The organism is Streptomyces sp. NPDC004051 (assembly GCF_053604275.1).
The window spans coordinates 139,360-160,095 of record NZ_JBSGHG010000002.1; the positions used below are offsets into that span (position 1 = coordinate 139,360).

The 20,736-nt window shown below is 69.2% G+C and carries 17 protein-coding genes and 2 tRNA genes; 14 read left to right on the plus strand and 5 right to left on the minus strand.

What is annotated here, in order from left to right; genetic code table 11:
• Positions 1–815: 815 nt before the first annotated feature.
• From dnaN to ACWEQO_RS04220, 8 genes are all read left to right on the plus strand, one after another.
• On the plus strand, positions 816–1,946 hold the full coding sequence (dnaN, locus tag ACWEQO_RS04185; protein WP_109376586.1) for a DNA polymerase III subunit beta: 1,131 nt from the start codon (positions 816–818) through the stop codon (positions 1,944–1,946).
• A 288-nt stretch (positions 1,947–2,234) separates the two neighbouring features.
• Positions 2,235–3,110: a phosphogluconate dehydrogenase (NAD(+)-dependent, decarboxylating) gene (gnd, locus tag ACWEQO_RS04190; protein WP_452978694.1), complete on the plus strand. Its 876-nt coding sequence runs from the start codon at positions 2,235–2,237 to the stop codon at positions 3,108–3,110.
• A 120-nt stretch (positions 3,111–3,230) separates the two neighbouring features.
• Complete coding sequence (recF, locus tag ACWEQO_RS04195) at positions 3,231–4,352, plus strand: DNA replication/repair protein RecF (protein WP_361459871.1); 1,122 nt, start codon at positions 3,231–3,233, stop codon at positions 4,350–4,352.
• Entirely contained in the window at positions 4,349–4,903 is a 555-nt protein-coding gene (locus ACWEQO_RS04200; protein ID WP_361459872.1) for a DUF721 domain-containing protein, read from the plus strand. The genes recF and ACWEQO_RS04200 overlap by 4 nt, the downstream gene beginning before the upstream one ends.
• 433 nt (positions 4,904–5,336) lie before the next feature.
• Complete coding sequence (gene gyrB, locus ACWEQO_RS04205) at positions 5,337–7,397, plus strand: DNA topoisomerase (ATP-hydrolyzing) subunit B (protein ID WP_361459873.1); 2,061 nt, start codon at positions 5,337–5,339, stop codon at positions 7,395–7,397.
• A gap of 42 nt (positions 7,398–7,439) precedes the next feature.
• On the plus strand, positions 7,440–10,037 hold the full coding sequence (gyrA, locus tag ACWEQO_RS04210; RefSeq protein ID WP_361459874.1) for a DNA gyrase subunit A: 2,598 nt from the start codon (positions 7,440–7,442) through the stop codon (positions 10,035–10,037).
• 18 nt (positions 10,038–10,055) lie between these two features.
• A complete protein-coding gene (locus tag ACWEQO_RS04215; RefSeq protein ID WP_361459875.1) occupies positions 10,056–10,802 on the plus strand; it encodes a DUF3566 domain-containing protein in 747 nt (248 codons plus the stop codon).
• A gap of 121 nt (positions 10,803–10,923) precedes the next feature.
• Positions 10,924–10,997: transfer RNA gene (locus ACWEQO_RS04220), tRNA-Ile, on the plus strand.
• A gap of 333 nt (positions 10,998–11,330) precedes the next feature.
• Here ACWEQO_RS04220 and ACWEQO_RS04225 read toward each other — a convergent pair.
• Entirely contained in the window at positions 11,331–11,696 is a 366-nt protein-coding gene (locus ACWEQO_RS04225; protein WP_361459876.1) for a DUF6344 domain-containing protein, read from the minus strand.
• Positions 11,697–12,033: 337 nt separating this feature from the next.
• Between ACWEQO_RS04225 and ACWEQO_RS04230 the strand changes: the two genes are divergently transcribed.
• Together ACWEQO_RS04230 and ACWEQO_RS04235 are read left to right on the plus strand one after the other, a co-directional pair.
• Positions 12,034–12,162: a DLW-39 family protein gene (locus tag ACWEQO_RS04230; RefSeq protein ID WP_003999697.1), complete on the plus strand. Its 129-nt coding sequence runs from the start codon at positions 12,034–12,036 to the stop codon at positions 12,160–12,162.
• A 158-nt stretch (positions 12,163–12,320) separates the two neighbouring features.
• Entirely contained in the window at positions 12,321–13,775 is a 1,455-nt protein-coding gene (locus ACWEQO_RS04235) for a hypothetical protein (protein WP_452978701.1), read from the plus strand.
• On the opposite strand, the gene ACWEQO_RS04240 is transcribed toward ACWEQO_RS04235, so the two are convergent.
• Positions 13,762–15,426, minus strand: a complete 1,665-nt coding sequence (locus ACWEQO_RS04240; RefSeq protein WP_452978704.1) for a serine/threonine protein kinase — start codon at positions 15,424–15,426, stop codon at positions 13,762–13,764. The genes ACWEQO_RS04235 and ACWEQO_RS04240 overlap by 14 nt on opposite strands.
• A 93-nt stretch (positions 15,427–15,519) precedes the next feature.
• Complete coding sequence (locus ACWEQO_RS04245; protein WP_279334976.1) at positions 15,520–16,068, minus strand: DNA-binding protein; 549 nt, start codon at positions 16,066–16,068, stop codon at positions 15,520–15,522.
• Between the two features lie 182 nt (positions 16,069–16,250).
• On the opposite strand from ACWEQO_RS04245, the gene ACWEQO_RS04250 reads away from it, so the two are divergent.
• Positions 16,251–16,323: transfer RNA gene (locus ACWEQO_RS04250), tRNA-Ala, on the plus strand.
• Between the two features lie 321 nt (positions 16,324–16,644).
• Here ACWEQO_RS04250 and ACWEQO_RS04255 read toward each other — a convergent pair.
• On the minus strand, positions 16,645–17,346 hold the full coding sequence (locus ACWEQO_RS04255; RefSeq protein ID WP_361459879.1) for a DUF5324 family protein: 702 nt from the start codon (positions 17,344–17,346) through the stop codon (positions 16,645–16,647).
• A 325-nt stretch (positions 17,347–17,671) separates the two neighbouring features.
• Between ACWEQO_RS04255 and ACWEQO_RS04260 the strand changes: the two genes are divergently transcribed.
• A complete protein-coding gene (locus tag ACWEQO_RS04260; RefSeq protein WP_109376611.1) occupies positions 17,672–18,199 on the plus strand; it encodes a peptidylprolyl isomerase in 528 nt (175 codons plus the stop codon).
• A 127-nt stretch (positions 18,200–18,326) separates the two neighbouring features.
• Positions 18,327–19,214, plus strand: coding sequence for a rhomboid family intramembrane serine protease (locus tag ACWEQO_RS04265; RefSeq protein WP_452978708.1), 888 nt, complete (start codon positions 18,327–18,329; stop codon positions 19,212–19,214).
• A gap of 315 nt (positions 19,215–19,529) precedes the next feature.
• Here the strand turns inward: ACWEQO_RS04265 and crgA are convergent, their stop codons facing one another.
• Positions 19,530–19,784, minus strand: coding sequence for a cell division protein CrgA (gene crgA / locus ACWEQO_RS04270; protein ID WP_361459881.1), 255 nt, complete (start codon positions 19,782–19,784; stop codon positions 19,530–19,532).
• Between the two features lie 140 nt (positions 19,785–19,924).
• Between crgA and ACWEQO_RS04275 the strand changes: the two genes are divergently transcribed.
• Positions 19,925–20,704, plus strand: a complete 780-nt coding sequence (locus ACWEQO_RS04275; protein ID WP_452978711.1) for a DUF881 domain-containing protein — start codon at positions 19,925–19,927, stop codon at positions 20,702–20,704.
• Positions 20,705–20,736: the final 32 nt, after the last annotated feature.

The window sequence follows — 20,736 nt, forward strand, 5'->3', positions numbered from 1 at the left end:
CTCGGTCTCCCGTCCACCGGTGTCCCGTCCACTGTTCGATTTCGGCACCGGGTTACGGCCGTCCTCCACAGATGTGGCAACTTTCTCCCGTCCACACCCTGGGGACTGTGAAGTTGTCCCGAAACTGTCCACAGCCCTGCCTGCTGGGGCACCATCGAGCCAGGTCAACAGGCTGTGGATTCGTGGACAAACGATCTCCACAGGCTGTGGACGAAGCAGTGATCCACAGGCTGTGGACAAAGTTTTCCACCGGCAACCCACAGGCTGAGGCCAGTTGTCCCCAATGATCAGGCGCTTCTCCACACGCCTGTCCACTGTTCGGCAACGCCACGCGCCTCCTCACCGGGTCGAGTGAAAGGCGTCACAGCAAGGTGCCGAGGCGGCCTGTGGGAAAGACCGGCAAACCTGGGGACGGAGCTGGGGAGAACTCGCCCCTCCCTGGGGACGGAGTGTGCAGAACTTTTTGTTCTCCACAGAACCCTCGAGTTGTCCACCGCCTCCACCCACAGGCCCGGTGGACAAAATACTGGCCCTGAGCTGGGAAAACGAGGTTATCCACGGTATCCACAGGCCCTACTACTACTTCCAACTAGAGAGAGCGAGGAATTCGTTTCGAAGGGGGTCCTGTGCACAACTCGCCGGTTCGACGCCGACTGCCGCTCATCACGACTTGACCCCGAGGGGCACCTACTGTCAGTGCGGTGCGTCAGACTGGTCCTCGGTGTCCTTCCCTCACAGAGGCCGACGACACCCAGGCAGACGACGAAGGCGAAGCAGGGCGTGAGAACGCCGGCAACAGCAGGAGGCGGCTTACGGTGAAGATCCGGGTGGAACGCGACGTACTCGCGGAGGCAGTGGCCTGGGCTGCGCGCAGCCTCCCGGCCCGTCCGCCGGCGCCGGTCCTCGCCGGCTTGCTGCTGAAGGCCGAGGAGGGGCAGCTGAGCCTGTCCAGCTTCGACTACGAGGTCTCCGCGCGGGTCTCGGTGGAGGCCGAGGTCGAGGAGGAGGGCACCGTCCTCGTCTCGGGCCGTCTGCTCGCCGACATCTCCCGCGCGCTCCCCAACCGGCCGGTGGAGATCTCCACGGACGGTGTACGGGCGACGGTGGTGTGCGGCTCCTCGCGGTTCACACTCCACACCCTGCCGGTGGAGGAGTACCCGGCCCTGCCCCAGATGCCGAACGCGACGGGCACCGTCCCCGGTGAGGTCTTCGCGTCCGCCGTGCAGCAGGTCGCCATCGCGGCCGGCCGGGACGACACCCTGCCCGTCCTGACCGGTGTCCGCATCGAGATCGAGGGCGACACGGTGACGCTGGCCTCCACCGACCGCTACCGCTTCGCGGTGCGCGAGTTCCTGTGGAAGCCGGAGGACCCGGAGGCCTCGGCGGTCGCCCTGGTGCCCGCGAAGACGCTCCTGGACACCGCCAAGGCACTGACCAGCGGCGACCAGGTGATCCTCGCGCTGTCCGGTTCGGGCGCGGGCGAGGGCCTGATCGGCTTCGAGGGAGCGGGCCGCCGCACCACCACGCGGCTGCTGGAGGGCGACCTCCCGAAGTACCGCACGCTGTTCCCGACCGAGTTCAACAGCGTCGCCGTCATCGAGACCGCCCCCTTCGTGGAGGCCGTCAAGCGCGTGGCCCTGGTGGCCGAGCGCAACACCCCGGTGCGGCTCAGCTTCGAGCAGGGTGTGCTCATCCTGGAGGCCGGCTCCAGTGACGATGCACAGGCTGTGGAAAGGGTCGACGCCCAGCTGGAGGGCGATGACATCTCGATCGCCTTCAACCCGACGTTCCTGCTGGACGGTCTGAGCGCCATCGACTCCCCGGTGGCGCAGCTGTCGTTCACCACGTCGACCAAGCCCGCGCTGCTCAGCGGCAGGCCCGCGGTGGACGCGGAGGCGGACGACGCCTACAAGTACCTGATCATGCCGGTGCGGCTCAGCGGCTGACGCCGCACCGCACCCGTCCGCGGCTGCCCCGGCAGTCCACAGTTGTGCACAGTCCTTCCGGGCCCGGTGGACACCGGATCGTGAAGACCGGTCGGTGAGACCGGCCGACGAGACCGGTCAGCACCGGGCCCGGAAGTGGCCGTGAGCGAAGCCGCAGGTGAGGGCGTGCGCATGAGCGCGTATGCCCACAGATGTGCATGAGCGCCCGGGTTTAGGGTCGTGTCGGTACGTAAGTGCCGCGGCACGTCCGTGCCGCCATGCCACGTCGCAACCTAAGGAACACAACTGATGGAGCTCGGTCTCGTCGGCCTCGGCAAGATGGGCGGCAACATGCGTGAGCGGATCCGCCGCGCGGGCCACACCGTCGTCGGATACGACCGCAACCCGGACCTCGCCGACGTCCACAGCCTGGAAGAACTCGTGGGCAAGCTCGAGGGTCCGCGCGTGGTCTGGGTGATGGTGCCGGCCGGCCGGGCGACGCAGTCGACCATCGACGAGCTCGCCGAGCTGCTCCAGCCCGGTGACGTCGTCGTGGACGGCGGCAACTCCCGCTGGACGGACGACGAGAAGCACGCCGAACAACTGGCGGCCAAGGGCATAGGTTTCGTCGACTGCGGTGTCTCCGGCGGCGTCTGGGGCCTGGAGAACGGCTACGCGCTGATGTACGGCGGCGACAAGGAGAACGTCGCCAAGGTGCAGCCGGTCTTCGACGCCCTCAAGCCGGAGGGCGACTTCGGCTCGGTGCACGCGGGCAAGGTCGGCGCGGGCCACTTCGCCAAGATGGTCCACAACGGCATCGAGTACGCGATGATGCAGGCCTATGCCGAGGGCTGGGAGCTCCTGGAGAAGGTCGACTCGGTGACCGACGTCCGGGAGGTCTTCCGTTCCTGGCAGGAGGGCACCGTCATCCGCTCCTGGCTCCTCGATCTCGCGGTGAACGCACTCCACGAGGACGAGCACCTGGACAACCTCCGGGGTTATGCACAGGACTCCGGTGAGGGACGCTGGACTGTGGAGGCCGCGATCGACCACGCGGTCCCGCTGCCGGCGATCACCGCGTCGTTGTTCGCGCGGTTCGCCTCCCGCCAGGAGGACTCGCCGCAGATGAAGATGATCGCGGCGCTGCGCAACCAGTTCGGCGGCCACGCGGTCGAGAAGAAGTAGTCCACAGAGCGGCCGACAGAGGCCACAGCACAGCAGGAGAAGCAGTCACGGGACACCCCTGGCTGCCGTCCGCAGGACCGTACGACGGTCCACAACGCCGGGGGAGGTCGGCGCACGACCATGCACGTCACGCATCTGTCGCTGGCCGATTTTCGTTCCTATCCCCGGGTCGAGGTCCCGCTCGACCCGGGGGTGACGGCCTTCGTCGGCCCCAACGGGCAGGGCAAGACGAACCTCGTCGAGGCGGTCGGCTACCTCGCCACACTCGGCAGCCACCGTGTCTCCTCCGACGCCCCGCTGGTGCGCATGGGCGCCGACCGCGCGATCATCCGGGCCCAGGTCCGGCAGGGCGAGCGGCAGCAGCTCGTCGAGCTCGAGCTGAACCCGGGCCGCGCCAATCGCGCCCGTATCAACAGGTCCTCGCAGGTCAGACCCCGGGACGTGCTGGGGATCGTCCGCACCGTGCTGTTCGCGCCCGAGGACCTCGCCCTGGTGAAGGGCGATCCCGGCGAGCGGCGCCGCTTCCTGGACGATCTGATCACGGCCCGTTCCCCGCGGATGGCGGGCGTCCGTTCCGATTACGACCGGGTCCTCAAGCAGCGCAACACGCTGCTGAAGTCGGCCGCACTGGCCCGTCGGCACGCCGGGCGCACCATGGACCTGTCCACTCTCGACGTCTGGGACCAGCATCTCGCGCGTGCGGGTGCCGAACTGCTGGCGCGGCGGCTGGATCTGATCGCCGCGCTCCAGCCGCTCGCCGACAAGGCGTACGAACAGCTCGCGCCGGGCGGCGGGCCCGTCGCCCTGGAGTACAAGCCGTCGGCGCCCGGTGAGGCGCACACCCGCGAGGACCTGTTCGAGCAGTTGTCGGCGGCTCTCGCCGAGGCGCGCAAGCAGGAGGTCGACCGGGGCGTCACCCTGGTCGGCCCGCACCGGGACGATCTGCTGCTCAAGCTCGGTCAGCTGCCGGCCAAGGGCTACGCCTCCCACGGCGAGTCCTGGTCCTACGCCCTGGCGCTGCGCCTGGCCTCCTACGACCTGCTGCGGGCCGAGGGCAACGAGCCGGTTCTGGTGCTCGACGACGTCTTCGCCGAGCTGGACGCGCGCCGCCGCGAGCGCCTCGCCGAGCTCGTCGCTCCGGGGGAGCAGGTCCTGGTGACCGCGGCCGTCGACGACGACGTCCCCCACGCGCTGTCGGGGACGCGGTTCGTCGTGGCCGAGGGGACGGTGCGGCGGGTATGAGCGAGCCCGGCCGGCCCGACGACGCCCCCGCGGGGGCGCCCGGAGCGGCTCCCGAGCCCTCGGGGGTCGACCTGGCGCGGGTGGCGTTGCGCGCGGCCAGGGAGGCGGCACGCGCGCGGGGGGACGCGGCGCAGCAGAAGAAGCAGGCACGGCGCGGTGGCCTGCGCTCCGGCGCGCGCGGCGACCGGCGCGATCCCATGGCGCTCGGTGCGGCGATCAACCGGCTGCTCACCGAGCGCGGCTGGGAGGCCCCGGCCGCAGTGGGCGGGGTGATGGGGCGCTGGCCCGAGATCGTCGGTGAGGACGTGGCCAAGCACTGTGAACCGGAGCGCTACGACGAGGACGAGCGGGTGCTGTTCGTGCGCTGCGACTCCACGGCCTGGGCGACGAACCTGCGGCTGCTCGCCCCGACCCTGGTCGCCCGGCTGAACGAGGACCTGGGCCACGGCACGGTGAGGCTGATCAAGGTCAGTGGACCGGGTGGTCCCGCACGCCGCTACGGCCCTCTGCGGGCTCCCGGGAGCACGGGTCCCGGGGACACGTACGGGTGACCTGAAGCCCTGTTCCGGGCCGTCCGCACCAAGGTGATCGACCTCACACCGGGACCTTCCGGGAGTGCGTTCGGTCCCCTGGCGCCCCTTTCGTCGTACGGCCGGGCGGGGTGCGGAATCGCCACCTGACTCCTAAGTAGCCAAGGGTTGACGGTCAGAAGCGCTGGGTGCCCTCGTGAGCCTCTTGGAGCCCCCATCCGCATACCGGGAGTCGGACGAGACCGGTTGAGGGCGGCACATGCGGACTCAGGCACCGGCAAACCCCCATCAATGTCAGAGCTACCGGTAGACTGGAAGCAATCCCGCCCCGACCGTGGGGACCGCCCGGGAAAAGCTGAGCAACGCTGATCAAGGCTTACCAACGCAACATGCCGCAGCCGCTCCGGCAACCCGCCGCCGAGCCTGGCTCGTGGTGTGCCAGAAAGGGCGCTTCGTGGCCGATTCCGGCAACCCCAACGAGAACATCCCGTCCACCGACACCGGCGTGAACAGCGAGGCGACCGGCCTCGACAGCGAGGTCACCGCCTCGTACGACGCCAGTGCCATCACCGTCCTCGAGGGCCTGGACGCGGTCCGCAAGCGACCCGGTATGTACATCGGTTCGACCGGTGAGCGAGGCCTGCACCACCTGGTGCAGGAGGTCGTCGACAACTCCGTCGACGAGGCGCTGGCCGGGCACGCGGACACGATCGACGTGACGATCCTGGCCGACGGCGGCGTCCGGGTCGTCGACAACGGCCGGGGCATTCCGGTGGACATCGTCCCCTCGGAGAACAAGCCGGCCGTCGAGGTCGTGCTGACCGTGCTGCACGCGGGCGGCAAGTTCGGCGGCGGCGGCTACGCGGTCTCCGGTGGTCTGCACGGCGTCGGCGTGTCCGTGGTGAACGCCCTGTCGAGCAGGATCTCCGTCGAGATCAAGCGTGACGGCCACCGCTGGACGCAGGACTACAAGATGGGCGTCCCCACGGCCCCGCTGGTCCGTCACGAGGAGGTCGAGGAGACCGGGACCACGGTCACCTTCTGGGCCGACCCGGACATCTTCGAGACCACCGACTACTCCTTCGAGACGCTCTCCCGGCGTTTCCAGGAGATGGCGTTCCTCAACAAGGGACTGCGGATCAACCTCGCCGACGAGCGTGAGTCGGCGAAGGCCACCGCCGGGGCGGACGAGGCGGGTGAGGACGAGAAGTACGAGGTCAAGAGCGTCTCGTACCACTACGAGGGCGGCATCGTCGACTTCGTGAAGTACCTCAACTCCCGCAAGGGGGATCCGGTGCACCCCACCGTGATCGACCTCGAGGCCGAGGACAAGGACAGGCAGCTGTCCCTCGAGCTCGCCATGCAGTGGAACGGCGGCTACACGGAGGGCGTGTACTCCTTCGCCAACATCATCCACACCCACGAGGGCGGCACGCACGAGGAGGGCTTCCGCGCGGCGCTCACCAACCTGGTGAACAAGTACGCGCGCGAGAAGAAGCTGCTGCGTGAGAAGGACGACAACCTCACGGGTGACGACATCCGCGAGGGACTGACCGCGATCATCTCGGTCAAGCTGAGCGAGCCCCAGTTCGAGGGCCAGACCAAGACCAAACTGGGCAACACCGAGGTGAAGACCTTCGTCCAGAAGGTCGTCTACGAACACCTCAACGACTGGCTGGACCGCAACCCCAACGAGGCCGCGGACATCGTCCGCAAGGGCATCGCGGCGGCCACCGCACGGGTGGCGGCCCGCAAGGCCCGCGACCTGACCCGCCGCAAGGGCCTGCTGGAGTCGGCTTCCCTGCCGGGCAAGCTCTCCGACTGCCAGTCCAACGACCCCACCAAGTGCGAGATCTTCATCGTCGAGGGTGACTCCGCCGGCGGTTCGGCCAAGTCCGGCCGGAACCCGCAGTACCAGGCGATCCTCCCGATCCGGGGCAAGATCCTCAACGTCGAGAAGGCGCGCATCGACCGGATCCTGCAGAACCAGGAGATCCAGGCGATGATCTCCGCGTTCGGTACCGGGGTGCACGAGGACTTCGACATCGAGAAACTCCGCTATCACAAGATCATCCTGATGGCGGACGCCGACGTCGACGGCCAGCACATCAACACCTTGCTGCTGACGTTCCTGTTCCGGTTCATGCGGCCGCTGGTCGAGGCGGGGCACGTGTACCTCTCCCGTCCCCCGCTCTACAAGATCAAGTGGGGCCGGGACGACTTCGAGTACGCGTACTCCGACCGCGAGCGCGACGCACTGATCGAGATGGGCCGCCAGGCCGGCAAGCGCATCCGCGAGGACTCCGTCCAGCGCTTCAAGGGCCTCGGCGAGATGAACGCCGAGGAACTGCGCATCACCACGATGGACCAGGAGCACCGCGTCCTCGGCCAGGTCACCCTCGACGACGCCGCCCAGGCCGACGACCTGTTCTCGGTCCTGATGGGCGAGGACGTCGAGGCCCGCCGCGCGTTCATCCAGCGCAACGCCAAGGACGTCCGCTTCCTCGACATCTGAGTCGGTCTCAGCTGACCGCACCAGGAAGGATCTTCACCAGCAATGACCGACGAGAACACTCCCGTCACGCCTCTCGAGGACGCGGACGCGACCGGCATGCGCGTCGAGCCCGTCGGGCTCGAGACGGAGATGCAGCGCTCGTACCTCGACTACGCGATGTCCGTCATCGTCTCGCGTGCGCTGCCCGACGTCCGTGACGGACTCAAGCCCGTCCACCGCCGCGTGCTGTACGCCATGTACGACGGCGGTTACCGCCCCGAGCGCGGCTTCTACAAGTGCGCCCGCGTCGTCGGCGACGTCATGGGCAACTACCACCCGCACGGCGACTCCTCGATCTACGACGCGCTGGTCCGCCTCGCGCAGCCGTGGTCGATGCGGATGCCGCTGGTGGACTCCAACGGCAACTTCGGTTCCCCGGGCAACGACCCCGCGGCGGCCATGCGCTACACCGAGTGCAAGATGGCGCAGCTGTCGATGGAGATGGTCCGCGACATCGACGAGGAGACCGTCGATTTCAAGGACAACTACGACGGCCGCTCGCAGGAGCCGACCGTCCTGCCCGCACGCTTCCCGAACCTGCTGATCAACGGATCGGCCGGTATCGCGGTCGGTATGGCGACCAACATCCCGCCGCACAACCTGCGCGAGGTCGCCGCCGGCGCCCAGTGGTACCTGGAGAACCACGACGCCTCGAACGAGGAGCTGCTCGACGCGCTCATCGAGCGCATCAAGGGCCCCGACTTCCCGACCGGCGCCCTGGTGGTGGGCCGCAAGGGCATCGAGGAGGCGTACCGGACGGGCCGCGGCTCGATCACCATGCGCGCGGTGGTCGAGGTCGAGGAGATCCAGAACCGCCAGTGCCTGGTGGTCACCGAGCTGCCCTACCAGACCAACCCGGACAACCTCGCGCAGAAGATCGCCGACCTGGTGAAGGACGGCAAGATCGGCGGCATCGCGGACGTACGCGACGAGACCTCGTCCCGTACCGGCCAGCGGCTGGTCATCGTGCTCAAGCGGGACGCGGTCGCCAAGGTCGTCCTGAACAACCTCTACAAGCACACCGAGCTGCAGACCAACTTCGGCGCCAACATGCTGGCGCTGGTCGACGGCGTCCCGCGCACGCTCTCCCTGGACGCGTTCATCCGCCACTGGGTGAACCACCAGATCGAGGTCATCGTCCGCCGCACGCGGTTCCGGCTGCGCAAGGCCGAGGAGCGCGCGCACATCCTGCGCGGCCTGCTGAAGGCCCTGGACGCCATCGACGAGGTCATCGCGCTGATCCGGCGCAGCGACACCGTGGAGATCGCGCGCGGGGGCCTGATGGACCTCCTGGAGATCGACGAGATCCAGGCCAACGCGATCCTGGAGATGCAGCTCCGCCGGCTGGCGGCACTGGAGCGCCAGAAGATCGTCCAGGAGCACGACGAACTCCAGGCGAAGATCGACGAGTACAACGAGATCCTCGCCTCCCCGATCCGTCAGCGGGGGATCGTCAGCGCGGAGCTGACCGCGCTCGTCGAGAAGTACGGCGACGACCGCAAGACCAAGCTGGTGCCCTATGAGGGCGACATGTCCATCGAGGACCTGATCGCCGAGGAGGACATCGTCGTCACGGTCACGCGCGGCGGTTACATCAAGCGCACCAGGACCGACGACTACCGGGCCCAGAAGCGCGGCGGCAAGGGCGTACGAGGAGCGAAGCTCAAGGAAGACGACATCGTCAACCACTTCTTCGTGTCCACCACGCACCACTGGCTGCTGTTCTTCACCAACAAGGGCCGGGTCTACCGGGCGAAGGCGTACGAGCTGCCCGACGCCGGCCGGGACGCACGCGGCCAGCACGTGGCCAACCTGCTGGCCTTCCAGCCGGACGAGGCGATCGCCGAGATCCTCGCGATCCGCGACTACGAGGCGGCGCCCTACCTGGTTCTGGCGACCAAGGCGGGCTTGGTCAAGAAGACGTCGCTGAAGGATTACGATTCACCCCGCTCGGGCGGTGTGATCGCGATCAACCTGCGGGAGCAGGAGGACGGTTCCGACGACGAACTGATCGGAGCCGAACTCGTCTCGGCAGATGATGATCTACTGCTGATCAGCAAGAAGGCACAGTCGATCAGGTTCACCGCGACGGACGAGACTCTGCGGCCCATGGGCCGTGCGACCTCGGGCGTGAAGGGCATGAGTTTCCGCGAAGGGGACGAGCTGCTCTCGATGAATGTTGTTCGACCCGGTACGTTCGTGTTCACTGCCACAGACGGCGGGTACGCGAAGCGGACCGCCGTCGACGAGTACCGCGTCCAGGGTCGCGGCGGCCTCGGCATCAAGGCTGCCAAGATCGTCGAGGATCGTGGGACTCTCGTTGGCGCGCTGGTGGTCGAGGAGACCGACGAGATCCTCGCCATCACGCTGTCGGGCGGTGTGATTCGCACGCGGGTCAGCGGAGTCAGGGAGACGGGCCGTGACACCATGGGCGTCCAACTGATCAATCTGGGCAAGCGCGATGCCGTGGTCGGCATCGCACGTAACGCCGAGGCGGGACGCGAGGCGGAGGAAGTCGACGGCGACGTGGCCGTGGACGAGACCGACGAAGGTGCCGTGACCACCGGCACGGACGAGGGTGAGGCGCCCTCGTCCGAGTAGCACGAGGAGTGAGTCAGCGTGAGCGGAGCCACGGGCACCGGGTCGACCGGTACCAGCACGGGTACGGACGGCGGTGGCCGTGGCTCTGCCACGCGGGCGACAGATCCGCACACGACCAACCTGAAAGCGATCAAGTCGCCCGGCAAGGACTCGCCTTCGTCCGACAGACATGGATCCCAGGGGGGGACTGTGACGGACACCCGAGGCCCTCAGCAGAACGCGCCCGGACAGGGCGCCGACGCTCCTACGGCCTCACCGCTGCCGGGGGAACGGCAGTCGCAGCAGCAGGCGGGGCCGTACCACCCGCCGCAGGCCTACCAGGCGCAGGCCGGCACGGCAGAGGGCCCGGGCGGCGCGGTACGCCGCCCGCGCACCGGGGCGCGCACCACACCGCGCGTGCGCAAGGCGCGCCTGCGGGTGGCCAAGGCCGACCCCTGGTCGGTGATGAAGGTCAGCTTCCTGCTCTCCATCGCCCTGGGCATCTGCACGATCGTCGCGTCCGCGGTGCTGTGGATGGTGATGGACGCGATGGGTGTCTTCTCGACGGTCGGCGGCACGATCTCCGAGGCGACGGGCTCCAACGAGTCGAACGGCTTCGACCTCCAGTCGTTCCTGTCGCTGCCCAACGTGCTGATGTTCACGACGGTCATCGCGGTCATCGACGTCGTCCTGGCAACGGCTCTGGCGACCCTCGGCGCGTTCATCTACAACCTCTCCGCGGGCTTCGTGGGCGGCGTGGAACTCACGCTGGCCGAGGACGAGTGAGCGGAGCCCGTAGGCTTCCCGGCCTGCTCTGACGGTCCCCGGACAACCGATTTTGGGACTGCCCGGGTCGTGCGCTAATCTTCAGGAGTCAGCGCGCGGGACACGTACCGCAGAGCGCGGCGGGGCTATAGCTCAGTTGGTTAGAGCGCATCCCTGATAAGGATGAGGCCACAGGTTCAAATCCTGTTAGCCCCACATCGACAGAAGACCTCCCGGCCATACCGGCCGGGGGGTCTTCTGCATGCCCTCGCACGGGACGTGGGCGCCGGTGTGCGGGGTGGGGCGGGGTGGGGCTCCGCCTGCTCCGGACCGTTCGACGGGTGCGGGCAGGGGGAAAGCCCGGTCGCTCGTTGCCGAGCAACCGGGCCTTTCGCGTGCCGTCGGGGCTGTACGCGAGTTCGCCGGGACTTCGGGGGAGCCGGAAACGGCACGATCGGGGTGTGATGGTGCGGTGGGCCTCCACGGGCCCAGCGGGGTCCGAGCGGGGTCCGAGCGGGATCCGAGCGGGGTCCAGCGAGGCCCACCGGCTCAGCGCTGGAGCGGGAGGTGGCCGGTGCGGGGTGCTGCGGGAGACGTGGTGTCGTCGGAGCAGGAGGCGGGGGCCGGGTCAGGGGCCGGGGTCGCGAGCGGGCTGTGACGGCACCTGGGGGATCCTCCGTGGGCCTCCGCGCGGATGCGCTGTTTCATCGTGGGGGGCAGGGCGCCCGTACGGGACCAGGGCCGGACGGATGTGGCCGGCGCCGCCGTGTCCGAGGCGCTCTCGCTGTTGCGGGTCGTCTCGGTCTGGGATACCGCGGCGGAAGCGGTGGTGGTGGCGAAGCCGAGCGCCGTGCACAGCGCGAGGAAGGCGGTGACGATGGCGGTCCACAGCTTCATGACCTTGTTCCGGGCCATGGCCCCTCACTTTCGGGTCGGGCGATTTGCGTACTTTCCTCATGATGTGTATGTGGGCCGCGAAGTGGTGGACCAACATCCGTGGCGCGTCGATGTTCAGATGAACACCACCCGGATGGTCGCAAGAGGGGAGAAAAGTGAAAGAGAGCGGAGGGAGATGGTCAAATTCACCGACTGTCCGGATGCGGTCACCCTCTGGTCCGGACGGTGCGTTCCGCCCCTACTGCACGGTAAGGACGGGGAGTTGCGCGGCCGACACAGGTCACTGATCGGTATCGGTCGGTGTGTATAGTCGGGCGCCAGAGGTCCCCTACGTCAAGAAAGACGAGGTCGCGCGGTGAAGAAGCTTCTCCTGGTCGCACTGGCCGCCATCGGCGGGCTCCTCGTGTACCGCCAGATCCAGGCGGATCGCGCCGAGCAGGACCTGTGGACGGAGGCGACTGACTCCGTGCCCACGGGTTCGTGAGTACCGACATACGACGCTGAACAGACCCCGGCCGCGCTCGCGGTCGGGGTTTTGTGTGCCGTGAAGCCTTGCCGACGGGCCTCCTCCGCGGGGCAGGATGGGGCACGGTGCGACGTCCGGGCGACGACGAGGGGTGGCGCGTGAGGGGACGGCGGTGTATGGGGTGGGGGCGGCACGCCCGGACGGGGCGCGGCCGGGCGCCGGCTGCCGCGCGCGGGGGCCTGGTGACGCTCGCGTCGGTGCTGCTGCTGGGGGCGCCGGGTGCCTCTGCCGCCGCCGGAGCTTCTGCCGCTCTCCCGCCGGCGGGGGCCGCCGAGGCGGTTTCCCGGGCTGTGGAGAACGTGGAGAACGCCGGGACCCTCGGGGCCCTCCGCGCTGCTTCCGTGGCTCCTGGAGTTCCTGAGGGGTATGTCTTCACCGAGGGCGCGCAACGGATCGCCGGGGCGGGAAGCACTGCCGACGCCTTACGGCTGGAAGCCGGCCGGGCCTACCGGAGCACCCTTCCGGCAAGCGGCAGGATCCACTACCGCCTGGAACTCGACGCCGGCTCGAACGTCTACGTCTCCGCCACCGCCGTCCCCCCGGGCGGGGGCGGCGCCGCCGTCATCGACGGCGTCAGGGTGTCCGTGCAGGACGCGGACGGCCGCTCCTGCGACGTGGACACCGCGACCTTCGGCGCCGCCGCCGGTCCGCACCCGGTCGCCGCGTCGGCCGTGCGGGAGATCTCCCCCAGGAAGTCCCTCTGTCAGGACGCCGGGACGTACTACGTGATCGTCGAACGCGCCGATCCGGACGGAAAGGGCGCCTCCCCCGACGACTGGGAGCTGGAACTCACCACCGTGTCGGAACCACGGCTGGAACGGGCCGGCGTGACGACCGCGCCCGAGGAGTGGGACTCCGCCTCGCCCCGGCCCGTCACCGGGCAGGCGCAACGACGCGCGGGCGGCGCGGGTTTCGCCGAGGCCACCCCGCTCGACGAGGGAGTCTGGCGGGACGACATCCGGCCCGGCCAGACGCTCTTCTACCAGGTTCCCGTCGACTGGGGCCGGCAGTTCCACGCCACCGCCGAACTGGGCAGCGCGAGCTCCGACGGCACCGGGTTCGTCCCCGCCGCCCTGGACCTGGACCTCTACAACCCCGTACGCGGGCACGTCGCTGACGTGGGCATCGGCTACGACGGCAGGCAGAAGACGGGAAGCCTCCCCCCGCTCCCCCACGTCGCGTACGCCAATCGCCATGCCACCGGCGCTCAGGTCGGCGCGATGCGCTTCGCAGGCTCCTACTACCTCGTCGCACACCTCAGGGCGGAGGTGGCGGACGACTTCGGCGCCGGGCCCGTCCCGCTGACGCTGCGGGTGCGGATCAGCGGTGCGGCACAGGACGGGCCGGAGTACGCGGAGGAGTCCGCCCCGGCGGGCGTCTTCGAGGTCACCGCGCAGGACCGCGAGGCGGCGGCCCGGGGCCGGTCCACGGGTGACGGCACCGCGATGACGGCGCTCGCGGTGGGCGGTATCGGAACCGGCAGCGCACTGCTGGTGGGCCTCGCCGTGTGGACGGTGGCCGCTCGACGGAGAAACGTCTCCCCGGACGACCCGGGCATCAGATCCGCGTGAGGGCCCACAACCCCACGGCGTAGCAGACCAGCGCCAGGAGCAGGAGAGGGACAGCCACACGGGCGGGAGGGCCGGGCCGGCGCCGTCGTCGCCGACCGGCCGCCCGGTGCCGTGAAACCGCCGGGTCCGAGGACGGAGCCTGCGGGTCGCGGGCGGTGTACTCGGCAGTCGGGGCATCGGCGCGATGCGAGGCGGAACCGGGATACGCCGACGGCGGGAATGAGGGTGGGGACGACGGCGGGGACGAGGGTGGGGCCAGGGGGGAGCGCAGCGGGTGAATGCGGTCGGGCGGGGACGTGCGGTCGGCGTGGACCACCCGCTGCGCGCCGTGCGAGGGCTGGGACGGTGTGAGGCCCTGGGGCTGTGCCCGGGCGTGCGGCGCCTGTTCCGGCACCCGCCCCTGCCCCTGCCCCGGTGGGGCGGGTGCGCGGGACGGGCGAGCGGGTACGGGGGAGGACGTGACCGTGGCCCGGGGCGGTGGCAGATGAAAGCTGCCGGTGTCCGACATGGAGGGCTGACGCGGCGGAGCGGTGCCGGAGGCGCCGTCCTCGGTGGACCGGCTCGCGGGAACCGGGCGGCCGCCCTCACCGCCGTGGGAGGAGGCACCGCCGTGGTCCGGTTCGGAACGGGAGGGTGAGCCGCCCTGCCAGGAGGTCCCGAGCAGGGCGCCTGCGGCTCCGGCCTCGGGCGGACGGTCCGTCTCCCCGCTCTCCCGGTGCTGTCCCGCCCCTCCCGGACGGTTCGGGGCCGAGCGCACGCCCGAAGCCGCCCTCAGCGGGCCTTCGGGGCCGAAACCCGGTGGGAGCGGGCCGAGTTGGTCGAAGATCTCGACCAGCTCGTCGTCGGGGCCGGGCGCCGGGAGGAGCTCCCTGGCCGCGGCCAGGGCCTTGCGCGCCCCCGTGGCCGTACGGAACCGCGCCTGCGGGTCCGGCTGCAGCAGGGCGGCCACGACCTGCCACAGCGGGTCGGGTACGCCCTGGGGAGCCCCGGGCGTACCGTGCTCGGCGAAGTGCTGGATGAGCGCCTTGGCGTCCGGTTTGGCGCCCTCCAGCAGGTACAGCGCGACCAGGCCCACCGCGAACAGGTCCGCGGGGAAGTCCGGCTCGGAGCCCATCAGCTGCTCCGGCGCGAGATAGCCGGGCGTGCCCACCACCAGGTCGGTCTCGGTCAGGCGCGGTTCACCGAGCCGCATGGCGATACCGAAGTCGGACACCCGCAGACGCGGTCTGCCCGTACCGGTGGCTTCCAGGAGCAGGTTGGCGGGCTTGATGTCACGGTGCACGACGCCTTCCGTGTGCACCGCGGTGAGCCCCGCCAGCAACTGGTCGAGCAGGACACCGGTGAACGCCGGCGGCAGGGGCCCGTAGTCGCCGACGAGGTGGACCAGCGAACCGCCGGCGACCAGGTCCATGGTGAACAGGACCTTGTCGTCGTCGGCGGCCCAGCTGCTGGGGGCGAGCACATGGGGGTGATCGATCCGCAGGGCCTGCTCACGCACGAAACGGAGCAGGGAGTGGGCGTCGCTCTGCAGCAGGACCTTGGCCGCCACATAGCGGCGACGGCGGTGGTCCCAGGCACGCCAGACGGCACCGACACCCCCGCGCCCGATCGGGTCGGCCAGTTCGTACCGGCCGGCGAAGACCTCACCCATGGCTGTGCGTCGCTCCTCCCCCAGCGGGATCTCCCCTGGCCCTACCCCTCTGTGCTTACCCCTTCCGTCCCCGCCTCGACTGCGGCGGGGGAATCAGTTCTGGTGGGACTGGTAGTGCGCGACCGCGTCGGAGGTGCGGCCGGCGCCGTAGACCCGGAGGAACTCCGCCAGCTCGGGGTGGGTCGGGGCGAGGACATCGGCGGCGTCGATGATGTCGCCGGCAGCGGCCACCGAACGCAGCAGTGACTGGATCTCCCGCACCACCCGCTTGACCGTGGGCGCGCCCGAACTGCTTGTCGTCTGCGTGGTGTTGCTGAGGACCGAACCCCCCTGCGACTTCTTGATCTCCTCCATGCGCTCGGTCGCCTCGGCCGCGCTGACACTGCCGTCCGCGACCTGGCCCGCCAGGTCCTGCAGCAGCTGCACCCGCTGGACCACCGCGGGGTTGCCGATCTTCGCCCGCTGACCGCTCATCAGCTGCGACAGCATCGGTGCGGACAGTCCCAGTACCCCGGCGAGACGAGCCTGGTTGAGGCCCAGGTCGTCTATGAGCTTACGGAAGAGCGTCCCCAGCGGCTCCCCGTACCAGTTCCGCTGCAGTTCCCGCGCTCTTGCGGTGGCTTCCTGCTGTGCGGCGTCCATTGCGTCTCCCCATCGCTTCCCCGAGAACCGTGGTTCGCTGTAGCGAACCACGTCGAGCATCTTACGGAGAGTGGTTGGTCACGGGGACCCCCAATCTTTTTGCGGAACCCCCCGGGGGACCCGGTACTCTTGTTTCCGGCGCCCACCCGGATGTGCTTGTTCCTGGTGGACGCTTCCCACACGGGGCCTTAGCTCAGTTGGTAGAGCGCTGTCTTTGCATGGCAGATGTCAGGGGTTCGACTCCCCTAGGCTCCACAAGGAAACCCCTCCCCCTGCGGAAGCAGGGGGAGGGGTTCTTGCTCGGCAGCTCCGGAGGTCTGACGGCGCGGCTCCGGAGAGCCTTCCGGGACCTGGCTCCAGGACCGAGGGCTCCGGGACCGAGGGCTCCAGGACCGAGGGCTCCGGGACCGAGGGCTCCAGGACCGAGGGCTCCGGGACCGAGGGCTCCAGGACCGAGGGCTCCGGGCTCACCGGGCTGTTTCACGTGAAACAGCCCGGCGCGGCAGAAGACGTTGAAGTCTCCCGCCCCGCCAGGCTGTTGACACCGCAGACGATGGATGCCGCGCCGCCCGAACCTCAGGGCTGCTCGTCGCGCTTGGCGGCCTCCTCCTCGGCCTCCTTCGCCCGCACCTCGGGATCGAGGCTGGAGCCGCGGCTGCCGTCCACGGACGACAGCGTGCCCGGCTCCCCGACATCGGTCGCGGCCGGCGGTTCCACCAGCCAGTCCGGGTTGGCCTGCTTGTCCCACCACTTCCAGGCGGCGAACGCGCCGCCGGCGACGGCACCCAGGACCACGATCACCTTCGCGACCCGCCCGGCCTTCGCGCGCCGCCGTTGCTTGCGGACGAGCTTGTTGATCTGCTCGGCCGAGACCTGACCGCGCAGCGCGGCCAGTACCGCCGCACTGCGGGCCGCGGCCTCCTCCCGCGCCGGACCGGCGGCGGCCCTGGCCTGCTCGATCCTCGGCCGGGAGTAGTCCGCCGCCTGCTGGGCGGCCTTACGGGTCCGGACGGCGGCCTCATGAGCAGCCAGATCGACCTTCGGCGGTACGTGGCTCCGGGCCTGTTCCAGATACGGCTGCACATGGGCGCCGTACTGAACGCGGGCCTGCCCCGCGGCCTGGGTCACCTTGGGCGCCAGCCGTACGCGTGCCTCCTGTGCGTAGTGCGCGGCCTTCAGCTTGGCCGTGTCGGCGTAGGGCGCCACCACTTCCGCGGCATGGAGCACGCTGTCCTTCGCCGAATCAGTCGCGGCGCGCACGCTGTCGATGCGGGTCACGGTTCCTCCTCCTCGGTGGCGTACGTTTTTCGACTGTCCACCCATTTACGGATCATGCCTTCCCCCTCGATGCCGGGCATGCGCGGAGGGGCATACGGGTGCCGATGGCACTGATCGAGTGCAATAGCGGATGAATGCAGGAGAACGGGAGCTTGTCGTCGACAATGCCACGGATCGTTCCCGAGTGCCCCCGCCACGGAAGGACTCACCCGGTTTTCTGCAAGCGGTTCGGCCCTGTTGCCCTCCTGTGAACGGGTGACGGGCGACTGCACGCCCCGTCCGTGCGAGGATCGGAGCGTTACGGAAAGACAACGGAAGGCACATCGTGGCTGATCAGCTCTACGCCACCCTGAAGACCAACAACGGCGACATCGAGGTCCGGCTCTTCCCGAACCAGGCGCCGATCACCGTCAAGAACTTCGTCGAGCTCGCCAAGGGCGAGCGGGAGTGGACCCACCCGGAGACGGGCGCCAAGTCCACGGACAAGCTCTACGACGGCACGGTCTTCCACCGGGTGATCAGCGGCTTCATGATCCAGGGCGGTGACCCGCTGGGCAACGGCACCGGCGGCCCCGGCTACCAGTTCGAGGACGAGTTCCACCCGGACCTGCGCTTCGACAAGCCCTACCTGCTGGCCATGGCCAACGCGGGACCGGGCACCAACGGCTCGCAGTTCTTCATCACCGTCTCCCCGACGGCGTGGCTGAACCGCAAGCACACCATCTTCGGCGAGGTCACCGACGCCGCGAGCCAGAAGGTGATCGACACCATCGCGGCCACGCAGACCAACCCGCGCACCGACCGCCCGGTCAACGACGTGGTCATCGAGTCGGTCGAGATCCGCGAAGGCTGAGGACACCGCAAGGGCCGAGTACGGCCCTGCCCCTCAGGAGTGCGAAAGCCCCCAGAGGGAACCAATCGCCCCGCTCATCCGTAAGGATGGGCGGGGCGGGGCTTTTCCACACGATCTAGGGGATCCCATGGACGACCAGGCTGCAGGGAGCCCGCAGGACGCCCGCAGTCTCCCGGTCTGCTATCGCCACCCGGACCGCGAGACCGGCATCCGCTGCACCCGCTGCGAGCGCCCGATCTGCCCCGAGTGCATGGTCAGCGCCTCGGTCGGGTTCCAGTGCCCCGCATGCGTCCGTGGAGGAGGCCCGGGAGGCGGACCCGCACCCGCCGCCTCGACGCCCCGCACGATCGCCGGCGGCACCGTCGCCGAGGACCCCCGGCTGATCACCAAGATCCTGCTCGGGATCAACATCGCGGTGTTCATCGCGGTGCACGCCTGGCCGGCGCTGCTGGGCCACCTCATGCTGATCGGGACCTGGCCGCCGCCCAGCCCCGTCGAGGGCGTCGCCGAGGGCGAGTGGTACCGCCTGGTCACCTCGGTGTTCACACACGAGGAGATCTGGCACCTGGGCTTCAACATGCTCGGCCTGTGGTGGCTCGGCGGACCGCTCGAGCAGGCCCTGGGGCGGGCCCGTTATCTCGCGCTGTACCTGCTCTCGGGCCTGGCGGGCAGTGCGCTGACCTATCTGCTGGTCCCGGGGACCATGGCCTCGCTCGGTGCCTCCGGCGCCGTTTTCGGGCTGTTCGGTGCGACGGCCGTCCTGGTGCGCCGGCTCGACTACGACATACGGCCGATCGTCGTCCTGCTGGTGATCAACCTGGTCTTCACCTTCACCCCGGGCTTCAACATCGCCTGGCAGGCCCATATCGGAGGGCTCGTCGCCGGTGTGGCGATCGGGTACGCCATGGTCCACGCCTCGCGCGAGCGGCGGGCTCTGATCCAGTATGGAACCTGTGCACTGGTTCTCGCCGTGGTCGTGTTGATGACCCTGCTGAGGACGGCCCAGCTCACCTGAGCGCCGGTTGTCCACAGTCTGTGCCGGATCTTGTGCACAGTGTGCAGGAACATCTGTGCCCCCTGTCGCTGTCCCGTGTTTCCGCAGGTCAGCGGCGCGCGAACGTGCTTTCGGTTGCTGGTGCTTCTGTCACACCGGCGTCAATCTCCGGCAGGTTATCCACAGATCGTCGTTTCTTTTCCCCATGCTGTGGACATGCCTGTGGATAACTCGGTGGACAGTCCTGTCCGGAGCCGGTGGACAACTCTGCCCTGAACCGCCGGGCGGTCCAGGGCAGGGCTGGGGCGAGGCCGTGCTGTTCAGCGCTGTTCAGGGCTACTTCCACTGCGTGGAGACGCCGAAGCCGGCGGCGATGAATCCGAAGCCCACCACGATGTTCCAGTTGCCCAGATCCTTGACGGGCAACTGGCCGTCGGTGACGTAGAACACGACGATCCAGGCCAGGCCGATCAGGAACAGGGCCAGCATCACCGGCGCGACCCAGGAACTGCTGTTCAGCTTGAGATCGGTCGTCTGCTTCGCCGGCGGGGGCGTGTAGTCGGCCTTCTTGCGGATACGTGACTTCGGCACGAGGGTCTCTCCTGTCGATGCGCTGCGTGGCCGCGCAGGGAACTGGGTCGTGCTCGGGGCGGTGGCAAGGGGACTCCGAGCGCTCCCCCGGGCGTCAGTTAGCGTAGTGCTTCCGTGGCGCCGAAGGAGATAAGGGTACGTTGAGCAATTCTGCCGACTTCCCAGGGACGGAATCCAGCCCTGTCCGCCGACGCGGCTTCCGGCCCGTCCGGATGCTCACCGCGGGTGTGTTCGCCCTCGCGGGTCTCCTCTTCTTCACCAGCTTCAACACGGCGAAGGGCACCAACATCCGCACGGACGACTCCCTGCTGAGGCTGTCCGACCTCATTCATGAGCGCAGCCACAAGAACGGCGCGCTGGAGGAGACCAACGGGGCGCTCCGGGGGGACATCGAGTCCCTCGCCGAGCGTGACGACGGCAGGACCGAGGCGGAGGACGACCAGCTCGCCGAACTGGAGCACCGCGCGGGCACGCAGGAACTCACGGGCGAGGCCGTCACGGTCACGCTCGACGACGCCCCGCCGAACGCCACCGCCAAGCTTCCCGGGTATCCCGAGCCGCAACCCGACTACCTGGTCATCCATCAGCAGGACCTCCAGGCCGTGGTGAACGCGATGTGGCAGGGCGGCGCCGAGGGCATCAAGGTCATGGACCAGCGGCTGATCTCCACCAGTGCGGTGCGCTGTGTGGGCAACACCCTGATCCTCCAGGGCCGCGTCTACTCGCCGCCGTACAAGATCACGGCGGTCGGCGATCCGGAGAAGCTGAAGAACGCGCTCGCGGCCTCCCCGTCCATCCAGAACTACATGGTGTACGTCAACGTCTACGGGCTCGGCTGGAAGGTCCAGGACGAGGGGTCGGTGACCCTGCCCGGCTACTCGGGCGCGGTGGACCTGCACTACGCGAAGCCCGTGCAGTAGAACCCACGGGCTGCGGGAGCGGGGCCGCGGGC